The sequence below is a fragment of the Streptomyces calvus genome, assembly GCF_006782915.1.
GTDB lineage: Bacteria > Actinomycetota > Actinomycetes > Streptomycetales > Streptomycetaceae > Streptomyces > Streptomyces calvus.
Map to the genome: position 1 here is coordinate 214,937 of NZ_VCNP01000049.1, position 15,245 is coordinate 230,181.

The window sequence follows — 15,245 nt, forward strand, 5'->3', positions numbered from 1 at the left end:
CCAGCAGCACGTGTCATGAGGGAGCCGCGGTGATCGGAGTGCTCGGGGAGAACGGACGCCTGGGATATCTGCGCCCCTCGATCACTGTGGACGAGCAGTTCATCGATGCGTGCGAAGGGCACGGTGACCCGGAAACACGCTTTCGCTTCGCCGATCGTTGTGTCGAGAACTCCTGTGAACACTGGAGTGGTGCGCGCTGTTCCCTCATCGGCCGCTTGATGACCGCCGGACGTGACACCGGCGCGGCACAGAGCGCGGAACTGCCCAGGTGCGCCATCCGCTCCGCATGCAAGTGGTTCTCGCAGGAGGGACCGCAGGCCTGCGCGATCTGCCCGGTCGTCGTCTACCGGCCTGCGTAGTGCGCCGCGTCCCGGTCGGCCTGCTGCTGCCGGCGCGAGTCACCGTTCCGGTTGGCACGACACCACGCGGCAACACCCGTTGCCCATGGGGGCCCATCCGCTCGTGGACGACGCCCACCTGGCCGTGGGGAAGTTGTCGCTCACTTCACCGATGCCGATTCCGTGCACATGCACAGAAGGCTTCTTGTGTTCGGCAAGTGTCGCATCGTCCAGGTGGAAGGCGAAGATCTGCTTCACCTCAACGCCGGTAACAACACTGGCTACCGCACCCTCCTCGCTGACTATGCGTGCCACCCACCGTCCCTCGTCGTGGTCAGGCCCCTCCACGAATTCGATCCAGTTGTAGTACGTTCCTGGAGCGAGATACGGAAGGTCGCCGTACGGGCTACCGGACACGATGATTTTGTATTGCAGCCTTCCTTCAGAAATGAGTTGGAGGATCGGGTGCTCCGACAGGCTGCACGGCACATACTCGATACTGCCGTTGTCGCTCCGCGCCACGAAGCTTTCTTCTTCGTGGAAGTGGGCCGCGTTCGCGATCTCCAATATGCTGTCGACGCTCTTCGGCGCCGGACGGGCCCCGATCACTATCAGAGTGATAGCGCCGGTGTGCCGCCTGAATTCCTGCAGAGGCATGTCGTGGTCGTGGGAGTGTCCACCCATTCTTCTCACCTTGACGCAATGGTTGCCGGTCGGTCGTTGCTCACACGGTGGAAAGTCAGCGACTCCTTGGGAGGGGAGCTGGGCCGGCTGCCGGCCATCTCGTCCGCACCGCATCGCATCGCAATGCGCAGGATGGCCGGATCAGGCCTGCCGAGGGTCAACTCGGCATGGAGTCGGCCAGGTTCATCGACCGTCACGTCGCGTTCCGACCATGACCCGGTCTCTCCTTCGAGAGACCGGGGAGGGGGTCGGAACCGATGGAGCCGAGCTCCTCTCTCAAGGGTGACTCCGATCGGTTTCTCATGCCACTCCAGGCGCTCGCGCTGTTCCCGCACTGTGCCACGGGCCGTGGCCTGCGGCACAGTGCGGACCACAGCAGCCTCACGGCACTGGGCCGTGCCGCACCCCTGAGGGCCCCTAGCGGTTGAAGGCGGGCAGGGCGAAGCGTGCGACGAGCGGGAAGCCGTCCTCCCGGGCGCTCTTGGCGTTCACCGAGTACACGACCGTCCGGGACAGGTCACGGGTCGCCGCCAGCACCGTGTGGTAGCCGGGCCGCGACCCCGTCTTGCCCCAGATCTCCGTCCCGTTGTGGACGAAGCGCTGCCAGGCCATGCCGTACGTCGCGCCCTCGATGTCCGGCACGGTGAACATCTGGTCCAGCAGCGGCCGCGGCACCACACGGCCCCCGAACAGGGCGACCAGGAAACGCTCCAGGTCGGCGGTGGTGGAGATCATGTTCCCGGCCGCCCAGCGGTCGGACATGTTCCACTCCGTGACGTCGGTCGTCACACCGCCGATGTCCGCGTACGCCCGGTTGTGCGGGCCGTGGATGCGCGGGTCGGGTCCGGCCGGGAAGCCCGTGTGCCGCATGCCCAGCGGACGGAAGATCCGCACGTCGGCCTGGTGCTCGTAGCTGTCGCCGGTCACCTTCTCGATCAGCAGGCCGAGCACCGTGTAGTCGATGTTCTGGTACACCTGCCGCTCGCCCGGAGCGGAGGCCGGCCCCTCCGCGACGGCCGTGGCGACCACCCGCTCCGGAGTGAGGGTCCGGAACCGGTTCTCGTACATCTCCTCCGTGGTCGAGCCGAGGTTCGCACCCGGTCGCAGACCGCTCGTGTACGTCAGCAGGTGCCGTACGGTGGGCGGCTCGGTGAAGGAGGACGGCAGCAGCCCGGGCAGATAGCGGGTGACCGGCGCGTCCAGGTCGACCCGGCCCTCCGCGACGAGCCGGAGCACGAGCGCGGCGGTGACCGTCTTCGTCGTCGACCCGGCCCGGAACCGCGCGTTCTCCCGCGCAGGCGCGCCCGTGCGCAGGTCGCGCACACCGGCGCTCCCCGTCCAGCGGCCCTTCCCGCCCACCCGGACCAGCGCCGCCGAGACGTCCCCGTCCGGGATGCCGACGAGCGCCCGCTCCAACGCGGCGGTGTCGGGCCCGTCGGCGGCGGCTGCCGTGACGGACGGGAGCGGGGACTGCGGCCGGGCGGGGGCCGCCCCGGCGAGCGGACCGAGGACCAGGGCCCCCAGCACCGCGGAGACCAGCACGGTACGGGCACGGGCGCGAGTACGAACGTTCATGGGCCGAAGCTCCTGCGTTTCGGAGGGAGTTGCGTTGCTCGGACGCACTCCATCCTGGTGATCACGCACGCCCGCGAGATCCTGCACACAGAGGAGACCACCCCCGCATATCCGGCCCCGGCCCCTCGGGGGTCACCCCTAGGTGTGCCCTCGGCGGGCCACGCGGGCGCGAGCGGCGTGGGCCACCAGGGCTTCGCCGCACTCAGGACCGCGGCCGCGACCCTCGCGATCGCCGGCACCCGCACCGTCCCGCTGTTCGCCCCGGCTCGGCCCCCACCCCCGTCACCCCGGCGGCCGTCGCGAAGTGCGCGCGCCGCCACTCCGCTCCGCGCGGTGCTTGAATGCCCCCGTGACTGACTACGACGTGCTGCGCGTCTTCTGCGGCCCCCGCGGCGGATACGGCAACGAACTCGGCGTCGTCCGCGACGGCTCCGTACTGCCCGAGCGGGACGACCGGCAGGCGTTCGCCGCGAAACTCGGTTTCAGCGAGACCGTGTTCGTCGACGACCCCGAGCGCGGCGTCATCGACATCTACACCCCCACCCTGCGCCTGCCCTTCGCCGGCCACCCCTGCGTCGGCACGGCCTGGCTGCTCGACGTGCCCGAACTCGTCACCCCGGCCGGGGTGGTGGGCGCCCGGCAGGACGGCGAGTTCTGCTGGATCGAGGCCCGCGCGGAGTGGGTGCCGCCGCGCACCCTGCGCCAGTACGCCACCGCCGCCGAGGTCGACGACCTGCCCGTCCCGCCGAAGGGCGAGTGGATCTACGCCTGGGCCTGGCTGGACGAGGCGGCCGGTCGCGTCCGCGCCCGCGCCTTCCCCGGCCGCGACGACGGCATCGACGAGGACGAGGCGACGGGCGCCGCAGCCCTCCTCCTCACCGACCGCCTCGGCCGCGCCCTGAACATCACCCAGGGCACCGGCTCCCAGATCCTCACGGCCCCGCAACCGGAGGGCTGGACGGAAGTCGGCGGCAGGGTCCACCTGGAACGCTGACCGCAACACCGCGGGGTGGCGGCCCCGGAGCTGCTGCCGGTTCACGAGGTCGGCACCGGCGCCGGGGCCGTCGGCGGAGGATTTACGGCACACTTGTTCGAAGGCGCGCTTGTGGTGTGGAACCTTGGTCGCAGCAGGTGAAGGCGCCGTAAATGCTGGGCCACGGAGCCGGTTCCCGTCCCTGGTGGAGGTCCTGATGAGCACGCCCACACCGGAAGACCTCAGCTCCCCGCCGCTCCGGCCGCGCCTGTCGGTCGAGGAGTTGTTGGCGGCCAAGGACACCCAACCGATCCGCTCCCTGGACGATCTCGCCGCCGACACGTTCCAGTCGGATGAGGAACTGGAAGAGTTCCGCGCCTTCACGTGCGCCGAGCGCCACCGAGACGTCGCCTGACGCCACATGTAACCCGTCATCCTCGACACCGACGTCGCCTCCCTGTCGCACAAGCGCAAGCTCACCGGGCCGCTCGCCACTCGCCTCATCGGTCGCAGGCCGCTGATCACCTTCGTCACCTACGGCGAACTGACCGAGTGGACGGAGATCCGCCACTGGGGGGCCCGCAGCCGCCAGGAACTCGCCGACTGGCTCGCCGGCATCCCCGTCCTGCCCGGCGACGAGCCCGTTGCCGTCACCTGGGGACGGCTCTCCGCCGCCGGGATACAGCGTGGCCGGCCCCGCCCGGCCAACGACATGTGGATTGCCGCCTGTGCCCTCACCTACGACCTGCCGCTGGCCACGCCCAACCTCAAAGACTACGAGGACTTCCGCCTCCACCACGGCCTCCGCATCCTCGGTGCCGACTAGCTGCCGCCTCCGACGGCAACGGACTCCACACCGCCGCACCTCCACGCGCCCCTGGGAGGGCGTGCACGCGCTCTGGATCCGCCGCTGTATGCACGGGCCCGGACGTGCGGCTGCGCGCCGCCGAAGCGCTGACCGTACGGACGCGGAAGTGCGCCGGGCGATGAGCGGCTGCGGCTGTTGTGACGGCGGTCGGTGTCATGCCGTCATGGGGAACTCCTCGCCGAGTGCCCGGAAGACGTCCGTGTTCAGGGCGAACGCGCGCTTGCACTCGGCGACGATGCGCTGCTTCTCCAGGTCGTCCACCGGGACCGCGTCCAGCAGTTCGCGGTAACTCCGCTTGAAGGCGGCCGGGTTGGGGATCTGCTCGAAGACGTAGAAGCGGACGCCGTCGCCCTTGCGGGCGAAGCCCCAGGCCCGCTCCGCGCGGTCGCGGATGATCTGGCCGCCGGACAGGTCGCCCAGGTAGCGCGTGTAGTGGTGGGCGACGTAGCCGGCCGGCCAGTCGCGGGCGCAGGCGGCGACCCGGTCGGCGTAGGTGCGGGTCGCGGGCAGCGCGGTCAGGCCGGTGCGCCAGCCGGGGCCGCGCAGGTGGGCCAGGTCCCGCTCCAGCGAGGCCAGCCGGAACAGCTCCGGCCGGACGAACGGGCCGGCCACCGGGTCCGGAGCCAGCCGCTCCGCCGCGGACTCCAGTGCCTCGTACACGAACCACAGCTGCTCGGTGTACCGGGCGTACGCCTCCACCCCCAGGCGGCCGCCCAGCAGGTCGCTCATGAACGTCGACGTCTCCGCCTCCATGTGCTGCTCGTGGGAGGCGGTGCGGATGAGAGTGGAGAAGGAGTCCATGCCCCAAGTTTCTGTGGTTAGGCTTACCTAAGTCAACGGTTTCCCGACAGGTTGTCGGGAAACCTCCCCGTGCCGGTCCCGACGCAAACAACACGGCCCGCGCAAACAACACGGCCACGCGCGAACAACACGGCCACGCGCGAACAACACGGCCACGCGCGAACAACAGGGGCCGCGCAAGCCAGAGGGCCCGCACAAGCAACAGGACGCCTGCGTGAACCACAGGTGCGTAAACACCAGGGGCCGCGCACGCAACAGGGCCCGCCCTCTGTGGAAGAGAGCGGGCCCGCGGGGGAGGGCTACGGCAGGGTCAGGATGTCCGCGCCGGTGTCCGTCACCACCAGCGTGTGCTCGAACTGGGCCGTCCGCTTGCGGTCCTTCGTCACGACCGTCCAGCCGTCGTCCCACATGTCGTACTCGTGCGTGCCCAGCGTCAGCATCGGCTCGATGGTGAAGGTCATCCCCGGCTGCATCACCGTCGTCGCGTGCGGGCTGTCGTAGTGCGGGATGATCAGGCCCGAGTGGAAGGAGGAGTTGATGCCGTGACCGGTGAAGTCACGGACCACTCCGTAGCCGAACCGCTTCGCGTACGACTCGATCACCCGGCCGATGATGTTGATCTGGCGGCCGGGCTTGACCGCCTTGATCGCGCGGTTGAGCGCCTCGCGGGTCCGCTCGACCAGCAGCCGGCTCTCCTCGTCCACGTCGCCGACCAGGTACGTGGCGTTGTTGTCGCCGTGCACCCCGCCGATGTACGCGGTCACGTCCAGGTTGACGATGTCGCCGTCGCGCAGCACCGTCGAGTCGGGGATGCCGTGGCAGATCACCTCGTTGACCGAGGTGCACAGCGACTTCGGGAAGCCGCGGTAGCCGAGCGTCGACGGGTAGGCGCCGTGGTCGCACATGTACTCGTGCGCCACCCGGTCCAGCTCGTCCGTCGTCACGCCGGGCGCGATGAGCTTCGCCGCCTCCTCCATCGCCCGTGCCGCGATCCGGCCGGCGGTCCGCATCGCCTCGATCGTCTCGGGCGTCTGCACCTCCGAACCGGTGTACGGCGTCGGGGCGGGCTTGCCGACGTACTCGGGACGGCGGATGTTCCCGGGCACGGAGCGGGTGGGGGACAGCTCCCCAGGTACGAGCAGCGACTGGCCAGACATGCCGGCGAGTCTAATTCAGCGGCGACGGGGGACCATCTTCGTGGTGAAAGGAGCCGGTCATGCCCCTGTTCAAGAAGCGGACGGTCGGAAAACCGGGCGAGTGGTACTACTGCCTGGAGCACAAGAAGGTCGAGGAGGGCCCTGACTGCCCGGGCAAGGACCGCTTCGGCCCGTACGCCAGCCGCACCGAGGCCGAGCGCGCCATGGAGACGGCCCGCGACCGCAACCTCCAGTGGGAGAACGACCCCAAGTGGCACGACGCGCCCGCGGCCGACCGCGACGACTGAACCCGCCGCACGCGCCGCGGCCGAACGCGGTGACCGAGCCGCCGCACGCGTCGCCTGCCGAACGCCACGGACCGACCCCGCCGCCGTCGCCTACCAGCGCGCCGGCGGGGGAGCCGTCAGCAGGTCCGCCAGCCGTGACAGCCGGTCACGGAAGCGGCGCCGGCCCCGGGAGGCCGGCAGGGCGTTCTCCCCGGCCGCCGCGCTGACCAGGTGCTGCACGGTGTCCAGGTCCAGCTCGGAGCCGTCCGGCACGGGCAGGACCTCGTGCGCCAGCGCCGGCAGCTCCCCGGTCTCGGGCCCCAGCGACAGCAGCGTCGCCCCGGCCCGGCGCGCACCGCAGACCCGTTCCAGGAGCGGGGCGGACGGCTCGCCGGGCGGCGCCACCACCAGCAGCGTCTCGCCCCGCCGCGCCGCCTCCAGCCGTCCCAGCGCCACCGCCAGGTGCGCCGGATCGGACGGCCGCGCGTCGTGCCGCACCAGCGTGGGCGCCAGCTCGGGCGTGCCCGACCAGGCCGCCTCGTCCACCAGGTGCGCCGCCAGGTGCCACGGCTCGTACTCCGGTGTGCCCACGAGCAGCAGCCCGCCGCCGTGCGACACCACCGAGCCGCGCAGCGTCCCCGCGAACCTCCGGGTGGCGCCCAGCCACTCGGTCCCGGCCAGAACGTCCCGCAGCAACGCCACCCGTACCGCATCCATACGGCCGCATCCTGCCCCCAACCTCCCGTCCACGTCCCCGTGTTCGAACCGGATTCGCCCGACCCGGGGACGCCGCGGGCGCCGCCGTGACGGGGCTCACGCGCACCGGGAGCGGCGCCGCCACGGACGTAGAGTCGGCCCATGACCTCTACCGACAGTGCACAGCAGCCCGCGAAGGCCCCCGCCAAGGACCCCTGGGACCTGCCCGACGTCTCCGGGCTGGTCGTCGGCGTGCTCGGCGGCACCGGACCGCAGGGCAAGGGCCTCGCGTACCGGCTCGCCAAGGCCGGCCAGAAGGTGATCATCGGCTCCCGCGCGGCCGAACGCGCACGGGCCGCCGCGGAGGAACTCGGGTACGGCGTCGAGGGCGCCGACAACGCCGAGACGGCCCGGCGCAGCGACATCGTCATCGTCGCCGTGCCCTGGGACGGCCACGGCGCGACCCTGGAGTCCCTGCGCGCGGAACTGGCCGGCAAGCTCGTCGTCGACTGCGTCAACCCGCTCGGCTTCGACAAGCAGGGCGCCTACGCGCTCAAGCCGGAGGAGGGCAGCGCCGCCCAGCAGGCCGCCGCGCTGCTGCCGGACTCCCGGGTCACCGCCGCCTTCCACCACCTGTCGGCCGTCCTGCTGCAGGACCCGGAGATCGACGAGATCGACACCGATGTGATGGTGCTCGGCGAGGCCCGTGCCGACGTCGAGATCGTGCAGGCCCTGGCCGGCCGCATTCCGGGCATGCGGGGCATCTTCGCCGGGCGGCTGCGCAACGCCCACCAGGTGGAGTCGCTGGTCGCCAACCTGATCTCGGTCAACCGCCGCTACAAGGCGCACGCGGGACTCCGCGTCACGGACGTATGAGGCGATGGGGGACACTGGACGGCGTAGCAGTGTCCCCCGACAGGAGCCAGCAGCCATGCCCCGCCTCGCCCTCTACGCCCTCGCGGTCTGCGTCCTCGCCGTCGCCGCGGCCGTCGTCTCCTTCGTGCGGGGCAGCGTGTTCATCGGCATCGTCTGGGTGCTGCTGGTGGGCCTGTCGTCCAACATGACCTGGTACTACCTGCGGCGGGGCCGGAACCGGGCGAGCGACGGCTCCGTCACGGGCTGACGCTCGCCAGGGGCCGACGCCCGCGTCGCGTCAGCCGGCGACCGCGCAGATGCCGTTCTCGCCCCGCCAGAAGCGGAACAGTTCGTATCCGCAGTACGTGTCGAACTCGTGGATGCCCAGCGCCCCCAGCAGTCCGTCCACGGCGTCGAAGAACACGCCGTTCACCGCCGGCACCCACAGCAGCGCGAACACGAACAGCAGCCCGAACGGCGCGAACGGCTCCACCTGCCGGCGCACGCTGTACGACAGCCACGGCTCGATCACGCCGTAGCCGTCGAGGCCCGGCACCGGCAGGAAGTTCAGGATCGCCGCCGTCACCTGGAGCAGCGCGAGGAAGGCCAGCGCGAACCGGAAGTCGGCCGGTACACCGTCCAGCGCGTCCAGCCAGAACGGCGCCGTGCACACCACCGCGAACAGGACGTTCGTCAGCGGACCCGCCGCGGAGATCAGGCTGTGCCGCCAGCGGCCGCGGATCCGGCCCCGCTCGATGAAGACGGCGCCGCCGGGAAGACCGATCCCGCCCATGATCACGAACAGCACCGGCAGCACGATGCTCAGCAGCGCGTGCGTGTACTTCATCGGGTTCAGCGTGAGATAGCCCTTCGCACCGACCGAGATGTCGCCGCTGTGCAGCGCGGTGCGCGCGTGCGCGTACTCGTGCAGGCACAGGGAGACGATCCAGGCGGCCGTCACGAACAGGAACACGGCGACCCCGGGTTGCGCGGCGAACCCGGTCCAGGTGGCCCACCCGGTGACCGCCGTGACGGCCAGTATCCCGAGGAAGACGGGGCTGATCCGCCGGTCGCTGTGACGGGTGGTGGCGGTGGTCATGGGACTCCCTGAACGGTCGGGCGCGCGGGGGGACCCGCGGGGGACTGCCCGACGGTACCGGGCGCACCAGGAAAACGTCTCGCGCGGTGGGCCGGTTCCGGTGCAGGGTGGGACGGCCCGCACCGGGCACCGGGCCCTCTCCGGGTACCGGGCAGGCGCCAGGCACCGGGCACCGGACCCGCACCGAGCGCCGGGCAGGCACCAGGCGCCAGGCGCCGGGCATTAGGCACCGGACCCGCACCGCACGCCGTCGGCACCCGTCGTACGGACACCGCGCCGCGCCGTCGGCACCCGTCGTACGGACACCGCGCCGCGCCGCCGGAACCGTCGTACGGACACCGCGCCGCGCCGCCCGAACCCGGTGACCCCGCGGACCGCCACCGGAGAGAATGGATGCCGTGCGCTACCGCATCCTCGGCACCACCCAGGCACTCCGCCCCGACGGCACCGTCGTCCCGGTCGGCGGGGCACGGCTGCGTGCGCTGCTGACCGTGCTCGCCCTGCGCGCCGGACGCACCGTGCCCGCGGGGCTGCTCGTCGACGAGGTGTGGGACGGCGACCCGCCCGCCGACGCGACCGGCGCGCTCCAGGCCCTCGTCGGACGGCTGCGCCGGGTGCTCGGCGCGGACGCGGTCGCCTCCGCCGACGGCGGCTACCGGCTCGCCGCCGCACCCGACGACGTCGACCTGCACCGCTTCGAGCGGCTGGCCGGCGAGGGCCTGCGCGCCCTGACCGACGGCGACGCCGAGAAGGCGGCCGCCGTCCTGGACGACGCCCTCGCCCTGTGGCGCGGCCCCGCCCTGGCCGGACTGCCCGACCGCACCGCCGAGGCGGCCCGCCTGGAGACCCGGCACCTGGACGTGGTGCGCGCCCGGCACGCCGCCGCCCTCGCCCTCGGCGACGCCGAGCAGTGCCTGCCCGACCTGACGGCCCTCTGCGACAGCCACCCCCTCGACGAGCCCCTCCAGGCCCTGCGGCTGCGCGCCCTGCACGACACCGGCCGCACCGCCGAGGCGCTCGCCGCCTACGAGGACGTACGACGCCTGCTCGCGGACCGTCTCGGCTCCGACCCGGGCCCCGAACTGCGCGCCCTGCACGCCCGGTTGCTGCACCGGTCCGCGGCCCCCGCCGCCCCCGGACCCTCCCCGGCCGCCACCCGGCCCGGCAACCTGCGGGCCCGGCTGACCTCGTTCGTCGGCCGGGAAGCGGACATCGAGACCATCCGCGCGGACCTCGCCGCCGCCCGGCTGGTCACCCTGCTCGGGCCCGGCGGGGCCGGCAAGACCCGGCTGTCGCAGGAGGCCGCCGAGACCGTACGGCAGAGCATCCCGGACGGTGTGTGGCTCGCCGAACTCGCCCCGGTCGACGACCCCGAGGCCGTCCCCGAGGCCGTCCTCACCGCCGTCGGCGCCCGCGAGACCGTGCTGTACGGCGCCGGCGCCGAAAGCATGCGGGCCGTCGCCGACCGGCCCGCCGACCCCGTGGAACGGCTCGCCGAACACTTCGCCCGACGCCGCGTACTGCTGATCCTGGACAACTGCGAGCACGTGGTCGACGCCGCCGCCCGGCTCGTGGAGACGCTGCTGCAGCGCTGCCCCGGCCTCACCGTCCTCGCCACCAGCCGCGAACCCCTCGGCGTGCGCGGGGAGACGCTGCGCCCGGTGGAACCGCTGCCCGAGCCCGTCGCCCTGCGGCTGCTCGCCGACCGCGGGGCCGCCGCCCGGCCCGGCTTCCGCACCGACGACGACCCCGACGCCTGCGCCGAGATCTGCCGCCGCCTCGACGGACTGCCGCTCGCCATCGAACTCGCCGCCGCCCGGCTGCGGATGCTCACCCCGCGCCAGATCGCCGACCGGCTGGACGACCGTTTCCGCCTGCTCACCTCCGGCAGCCGCACCGTCCGCCCCCGCCAGCAGACCCTGCGCGCCGTGGTCGACTGGTCCTGGGAACTCCTCGACGCCGACGAACGCGACGTCCTCGGGCGGCTGTCGGTGTTCGCCGGCGGCTGCGACCTCGCCGCGGCCGAGGTGGTGTGCGGGCCCGCCGCGCTCGACGCGCTCGGCTCCCTGGTGGACAAGTCCCTCGTGGTGGCCGCGCCTTCCGGCGACGGCGGAATGCGCTACCGGCTGCTGGAGACCGTCGCCGAGTACGCGCGCGAACGCCTCCAGGAGGCCGGCGCCCGCGCCGAGACCGAACGCGCCCACCTCACGTACTACCGCGAACTCGCTCGCACCACCGACCCGTTGCTGCGCGGCCCGGACCAACTCGCCGCCATGGACCGGCTGGAGCGGGAGTACGAGAACCTGCGCACGGCCCTGCGGCACGCCCTCACCCTGCGCGACGAGCAGGAGGCGCTGTGCCTCACCCTGTCGCTCGCCTGGTTCTGGCAGATGCGCGACCTGCGGGTCGAGGCCCGCAACTGGTGCGTGGAGGTGATGGCCCTCGGCCCCGACCCGTTCACCGAACCGGTCCGGCCGGCCGTCCCGCTGTGGCAGCGCTGCACCGACACACCGCCGCCGATGACCGGCGAGGTCCTCGCCGAGGCCTGGCGCGGCGTGCACCTGGCCCACATGGCCTGCATGGACACCGAACTGGACGACTGGCAGACCCCGCAGGCGCAGCGCAAACTCCGCCTCATCGCGGCGACGTACGAACCCGGCATGCCGCAGACCTGCCGCTCGCCCGGCATGCTGTGGACCTTCGCCGTGATGCTGACCGGCGACATGGACCGGCTGTACGAGGTCGTCGACGCCGCCGTCCGCACCTGCCGGGAGACACCCGGCTACGACTGGGAGCTCGCCGCCAACCTCCAGCTGCGCGCCAACCTGCTGGCCAACCGCAGCGACTGGGTCGGCGACGCGCGGCGCGACGCCGACGAGTCCCTGGAGACCTACCGCCGCCTCGGCGACGCCTGGGGCACCGCGGAGGCCCTCTCGTCGCGCGCCGAGGCCCGCGAGCGCGGTGGCGACTACGAGGCCGCCGCCGCGGACTACGAGGCGGCCATCGAACACGCCGAACGCCTCGGCGCCCGGTCCCAGAAAGCCGTCCTCATGGCCCGTCTGGGCAGCACGCTGCTGGAGGCCGGCGACGAGGAGCGCGGCGAGCGGCTGCTGCGCGCGGTCGTCGACGCCGCGCCCGGCGGCCACAACGATGCCCTGCCCGCCGCCCGGTTGTTCCTCGCCGGCTGGCTCGGCACGATCGGGCGCACCGGCGAGGCGCGCGAGCAGCTGCGGCTGCTGCGCGAGGAGTTCCGCATCGCGCACTACGTCGTCTTCGACGCGTTCATCCTCGGCGCCGAGGCCTGGCTCGACGTGGTCGAAGGGCACGAGGAGCGGGCCCTGGCCACCATCCGCAAGGCGCTCCACCGGGCCGGCGACCCGCTGTCGTCCGCCATCGCGCCCCACATGCGGTCGGCGTTCGCCGCCATCGGCGCGGCCGCGCTCGCCGGGCTCGACGGCGGCCGCCGCGCCCGGGACGCGGCCCGCTGCCTCGGCGCCGCCGACAGCTGGCTGCCGCCCGGCCATGTGAGGGGCCGCATGGAGAGCACGGTCCACGAGCACGTCGAGGGGCGTATCCGCGCGGTCCTCGACGACGCGGCCTATGCGAGCGCCTACGCGGAGGGCGAGGACCTCACCCCCGGTGAGGCCCTAGCCCTACTGTGACCCTCTGCTACCACATGTGACCGTCTGTGGCCCTTTGTGGCCGCTGCGACCGCTGCGACCCGTTGTGACCCACCCGCCCTGACCGGCCGCGTCCCGGTGCGGAAGCCGGTCGGCCTTTGGTGCGGCAACCGGTCGGGTCGTGGTGCGGAAGCCGGTCGGCCTTTGGTGGGGCAACCGGTCGGCTCGTGGTGGGGAAGCCGGTCGGCCTTGGTGCGGCAACCGGTCGGCTCCCGGTGCGGAACCGGTCAGCTCTTGGTGCGGAACTTGTGGATGGCGACCGGGGCCATCACCGCCGTCAGCCCCACCGACCAGGCCAGCGTCATCCACAGGTCCTGGGCGACCGGGCCGCCCACCATCAGTCCGCGCGCGGCGTCCGCCAGCGCGGACAGCGGGTTGTACGCGGTGAACGCCTCCAGCCAGCCCGGCATCGACTGCGTCGGCGCGAAGATCGACGAGCCGAACTGCAGCGGCATCAGCACCAGGAAGCCCATCGCCTGCACCGACTGCGCGTTCTTCATCACCACACCCAGGGTGAGGAAGATCCACATCAGTGCCGAGCCGAACACCGCGGACAGCCCGACCGCGGCGAACAGCCCCGGCCAGTTGGTGATGTCGAAGCCGACGAGCACGCCGACGACGAGCAGGATCGCCGTGGCGATCAGCATCCGCACCATCTCGACCGAGATCTTCGCGAACAGCACCGAACCCCGCCCGATCGGCAGCGACCGGAAACGGTCCATCACCCCGGTGTTGAAGTCCTGGTTGAACCCGGTGCCCACCCCCTGGGCCATGTTCATGCCCATCATGGCCATCAGTCCGGGCACGATGTACTGCACGTACGCCTCCTGCCCGCCGCCGAGCGACTGCCCGATCGAGCCGCCGAAGACGTACACGAACAGCAGCGTGAAGACGATCGGGAACAGCACGGCGTCGAACATCGACTCCGGGTCCTGCCGGATCCACAGCAGATTGCGGCGGATCAGCGCGCCGGTGTGACGCAGGTGGCCGCGCAGCGTGATCCGCGCGTCCGCGCGCGGACCGGCGTCCAGGGTCGTGGCACTCATACGGCGACCTCCTCGCGGTTCTCGGTGGGCACGGCGTCCTGCGGGGCACTGGCACGGTGGCCGGTGAGGGACAGGAACACCTCGTCCAGACTGGGCAGTTCGGTGGTGAGGGAGCTGAGGGTGATGTCGCGCGCGGTGACCGCGCCGACCACGGCCGTCAGCTGCTCGTCGCTGAGCACCGGCACGAGCACGGCACCCCGCTCGGCGTCCACGGTGGTGCCGGCCAGCCCGGTGATGCCCAGCCCGTCCAGGGCGTCGGCCAGCGGCCGCAGCTGCCCCGGGTCGGCCGGGCGGATCCGCAGCGTACGGCCGCCCACCCTGGCCTTCAGCTCCTCGATGCCACCGCTCGCGATGACCTTGCCCCGGTCCACCACGGTCAGCTCGCCGGCGAGCTGCTCGGCCTCCTCCATGTACTGGGTGGTCAGCAGCACGGTCACGCCCTCGCCGACCAGCCGTTTGACCTCGTTCCACACCTCGTTGCGGGTCCGCGGGTCCAGTCCCGTGGTCGGCTCGTCCAGGTACAGCACGGCCGGCCGGCCGATCATGGACGCGGCCAGGTCCAGCCGCCGCCGCATGCCGCCGGAGTAGGTGGCCGCCGGCCGGCGGGCCGCGTCGGTGAGCGAGAACCGCTCCAGCAGCTCGTCGGCGCGGGCCCGGGCCTCCTTGCGCGGCAGGTCGAGCAGCCGCCCTATCAGGTAGAGGTTCTCCCAGCCGGGCAGCTTCTCGTCGACGGAGGCGTACTGTCCGGTCAGCCCGATCACCCGGCGCAGCTGCCGCGGCTGGCGGACCACGTCGTACCCGGCGACGGTGGCGTGGCCGGAGGTCGGGGCGAGCAGCGTGGACAGGATCCGTACGAGGGTGGTCTTCCCGGCGCCGTTCGGACCGAGCACCCCCATCACGGTGCCCTCGCGCACGTCCAGGTCGACACCGTCCAGCGCCTTGGTCGCGCCGTAGTGCTTGACCAGCCCCCGCACGGTGACGGCGCTCCCCGCGCCACCCAGGTCATTGTCGATGCGTGTCATGGCAACGACGGTGTCAGCGCTCACCGACAGACCACCGACAAACCACCGACACGGCCACCGACAGACCACGACAAGGCCACCGACAAGGCCACGACAAGGCCATCGACAGAGCAACGACACGGCCACCGGCACGCCGCCGACACCCACCGACGGGGGCCGCGGGCACCCGTACCCGGCCCGGCCGC

16 protein-coding genes are annotated in these 15,245 nt (G+C 72.2%); 8 read left to right on the top strand and 8 right to left on the bottom strand.

Features of this window, described 5'->3' with window-relative positions:
- Positions 1–29: 29 nt before the first annotated feature.
- On the top strand, positions 30–359 hold the full coding sequence (locus tag FGW31_RS24835) for a hypothetical protein (protein ID WP_142195711.1): 330 nt from the start codon (positions 30–32) through the stop codon (positions 357–359).
- 39 nt (positions 360–398) lie between these two features.
- Here FGW31_RS24835 and FGW31_RS24840 read toward each other — a convergent pair whose 3' ends face one another.
- A complete protein-coding gene (locus FGW31_RS24840) occupies positions 399–1,022 on the bottom strand; it encodes a hypothetical protein (protein WP_142195712.1) in 624 nt (207 codons plus the stop codon).
- Positions 1,023–1,439: 417 nt separating this feature from the next.
- Complete coding sequence (locus tag FGW31_RS24845) at positions 1,440–2,597, bottom strand: serine hydrolase domain-containing protein (RefSeq protein WP_142195713.1); 1,158 nt, start codon at positions 2,595–2,597, stop codon at positions 1,440–1,442.
- Between the two features lie 349 nt (positions 2,598–2,946).
- Between FGW31_RS24845 and FGW31_RS24855 the strand changes: the two genes are divergently transcribed.
- From FGW31_RS24855 to FGW31_RS36125, 3 genes are all read left to right on the top strand, one after another.
- The gene (locus tag FGW31_RS24855) at positions 2,947–3,591 is read left to right on the top strand and encodes a PhzF family phenazine biosynthesis protein (RefSeq protein ID WP_142195714.1); all 645 of its coding nucleotides are present in this window, start codon (positions 2,947–2,949) and stop codon (positions 3,589–3,591) included.
- Between the two features lie 196 nt (positions 3,592–3,787).
- Positions 3,788–3,985, top strand: coding sequence for a hypothetical protein (locus FGW31_RS24860; RefSeq protein ID WP_142195715.1), 198 nt, complete (start codon positions 3,788–3,790; stop codon positions 3,983–3,985).
- Between the two features lie 18 nt (positions 3,986–4,003).
- Positions 4,004–4,396 (top strand): type II toxin-antitoxin system VapC family toxin, encoded by a 393-nt coding sequence (locus FGW31_RS36125; protein ID WP_325053531.1) that lies wholly within the window; start codon positions 4,004–4,006, stop codon positions 4,394–4,396.
- Between the two features lie 195 nt (positions 4,397–4,591).
- Here the strand turns inward: FGW31_RS36125 and FGW31_RS24870 are convergent, their stop codons facing one another.
- Together FGW31_RS24870 and map are read right to left on the bottom strand one after the other, a co-directional pair.
- Positions 4,592–5,239: a biliverdin-producing heme oxygenase gene (locus FGW31_RS24870; RefSeq protein ID WP_142195716.1), complete on the bottom strand. Its 648-nt coding sequence runs from the start codon at positions 5,237–5,239 to the stop codon at positions 4,592–4,594.
- Positions 5,240–5,538: 299 nt separating this feature from the next.
- The gene (gene map / locus FGW31_RS24875) at positions 5,539–6,396 is read right to left on the bottom strand and encodes a type I methionyl aminopeptidase (RefSeq protein WP_142195717.1); all 858 of its coding nucleotides are present in this window, start codon (positions 6,394–6,396) and stop codon (positions 5,539–5,541) included.
- A 59-nt stretch (positions 6,397–6,455) separates the two neighbouring features.
- Here map and FGW31_RS24880 point away from each other — a divergent pair, with 59 nt between their 5' ends.
- Positions 6,456–6,683, top strand: a complete 228-nt coding sequence (locus FGW31_RS24880) for a hypothetical protein (protein ID WP_142195718.1) — start codon at positions 6,456–6,458, stop codon at positions 6,681–6,683.
- 90 nt (positions 6,684–6,773) lie between these two features.
- Here FGW31_RS24880 and FGW31_RS24885 read toward each other — a convergent pair whose 3' ends face one another.
- On the bottom strand, positions 6,774–7,379 hold the full coding sequence (locus FGW31_RS24885; protein WP_142195719.1) for a hypothetical protein: 606 nt from the start codon (positions 7,377–7,379) through the stop codon (positions 6,774–6,776).
- 141 nt (positions 7,380–7,520) lie between these two features.
- Here FGW31_RS24885 and npdG point away from each other — a divergent pair, with 141 nt between their 5' ends.
- Both npdG and FGW31_RS24895 read left to right on the top strand, forming a co-directional pair.
- Positions 7,521–8,234, top strand: coding sequence for an NADPH-dependent F420 reductase (npdG, locus tag FGW31_RS24890; RefSeq protein WP_142195720.1), 714 nt, complete (start codon positions 7,521–7,523; stop codon positions 8,232–8,234).
- Positions 8,235–8,289: 55 nt separating this feature from the next.
- Positions 8,290–8,481, top strand: coding sequence for a hypothetical protein (locus FGW31_RS24895; RefSeq protein ID WP_142195721.1), 192 nt, complete (start codon positions 8,290–8,292; stop codon positions 8,479–8,481).
- Positions 8,482–8,511: 30 nt separating this feature from the next.
- Here the strand turns inward: FGW31_RS24895 and FGW31_RS24900 are convergent, their stop codons facing one another.
- Positions 8,512–9,312 (bottom strand): site-2 protease family protein, encoded by an 801-nt coding sequence (locus FGW31_RS24900; protein ID WP_142195722.1) that lies wholly within the window; start codon positions 9,310–9,312, stop codon positions 8,512–8,514.
- A 389-nt stretch (positions 9,313–9,701) separates the two neighbouring features.
- Here FGW31_RS24900 and FGW31_RS24905 point away from each other — a divergent pair, with 389 nt between their 5' ends.
- Positions 9,702–12,974, top strand: a complete 3,273-nt coding sequence (locus tag FGW31_RS24905) for a BTAD domain-containing putative transcriptional regulator (protein ID WP_142195723.1) — start codon at positions 9,702–9,704, stop codon at positions 12,972–12,974.
- 245 nt (positions 12,975–13,219) lie between these two features.
- Here the strand turns inward: FGW31_RS24905 and FGW31_RS24910 are convergent, their stop codons facing one another.
- Together FGW31_RS24910 and FGW31_RS24915 are read right to left on the bottom strand one after the other, a co-directional pair.
- Positions 13,220–14,038 (bottom strand): ABC transporter permease, encoded by an 819-nt coding sequence (locus tag FGW31_RS24910; RefSeq protein WP_142195724.1) that lies wholly within the window; start codon positions 14,036–14,038, stop codon positions 13,220–13,222.
- Complete coding sequence (locus FGW31_RS24915) at positions 14,035–15,060, bottom strand: ATP-binding cassette domain-containing protein (RefSeq protein WP_182674600.1); 1,026 nt, start codon at positions 15,058–15,060, stop codon at positions 14,035–14,037. Before FGW31_RS24915 ends, FGW31_RS24910 begins: the two co-directional genes overlap by 4 nt.
- Positions 15,061–15,245 lie beyond the last annotated feature (185 nt).

Excerpts from the sequence above, each read along its gene's own strand:
- FGW31_RS24905 (WP_142195723.1), top strand. The coding sequence starts at position 9,702 with ATGGATGCCGTGCGCTACCGCATCCTCGGCACCACCCAGGCACTCCGC.
- FGW31_RS24860 (WP_142195715.1), top strand. The coding sequence starts at position 3,788 with ATGAGCACGCCCACACCGGAAGACCTCAGCTCCCCGCCGCTCCGGCCG.
- FGW31_RS24880 (WP_142195718.1), top strand. The coding sequence starts at position 6,456 with ATGCCCCTGTTCAAGAAGCGGACGGTCGGAAAACCGGGCGAGTGGTAC.
- FGW31_RS24895 (WP_142195721.1), top strand. The coding sequence starts at position 8,290 with ATGCCCCGCCTCGCCCTCTACGCCCTCGCGGTCTGCGTCCTCGCCGTC.
- FGW31_RS24900 (WP_142195722.1), bottom strand. The coding sequence starts at position 9,312 with ATGACCACCGCCACCACCCGTCACAGCGACCGGCGGATCAGCCCCGTC.
- npdG (WP_142195720.1), top strand. The coding sequence starts at position 7,521 with ATGACCTCTACCGACAGTGCACAGCAGCCCGCGAAGGCCCCCGCCAAG.
- FGW31_RS24915 (WP_182674600.1), bottom strand. The coding sequence starts at position 15,060 with ATGACACGCATCGACAATGACCTGGGTGGCGCGGGGAGCGCCGTCACC.
- map (WP_142195717.1), bottom strand. The coding sequence starts at position 6,396 with ATGTCTGGCCAGTCGCTGCTCGTACCTGGGGAGCTGTCCCCCACCCGC.
- FGW31_RS24910 (WP_142195724.1), bottom strand. The coding sequence starts at position 14,038 with ATGAGTGCCACGACCCTGGACGCCGGTCCGCGCGCGGACGCGCGGATC.
- FGW31_RS24845 (WP_142195713.1), bottom strand. The coding sequence starts at position 2,597 with ATGAACGTTCGTACTCGCGCCCGTGCCCGTACCGTGCTGGTCTCCGCG.
- FGW31_RS24870 (WP_142195716.1), bottom strand. The coding sequence starts at position 5,239 with ATGGACTCCTTCTCCACTCTCATCCGCACCGCCTCCCACGAGCAGCAC.
- FGW31_RS24885 (WP_142195719.1), bottom strand. The coding sequence starts at position 7,379 with ATGGATGCGGTACGGGTGGCGTTGCTGCGGGACGTTCTGGCCGGGACC.
- FGW31_RS24840 (WP_142195712.1), bottom strand. The coding sequence starts at position 1,022 with ATGGGTGGACACTCCCACGACCACGACATGCCTCTGCAGGAATTCAGG.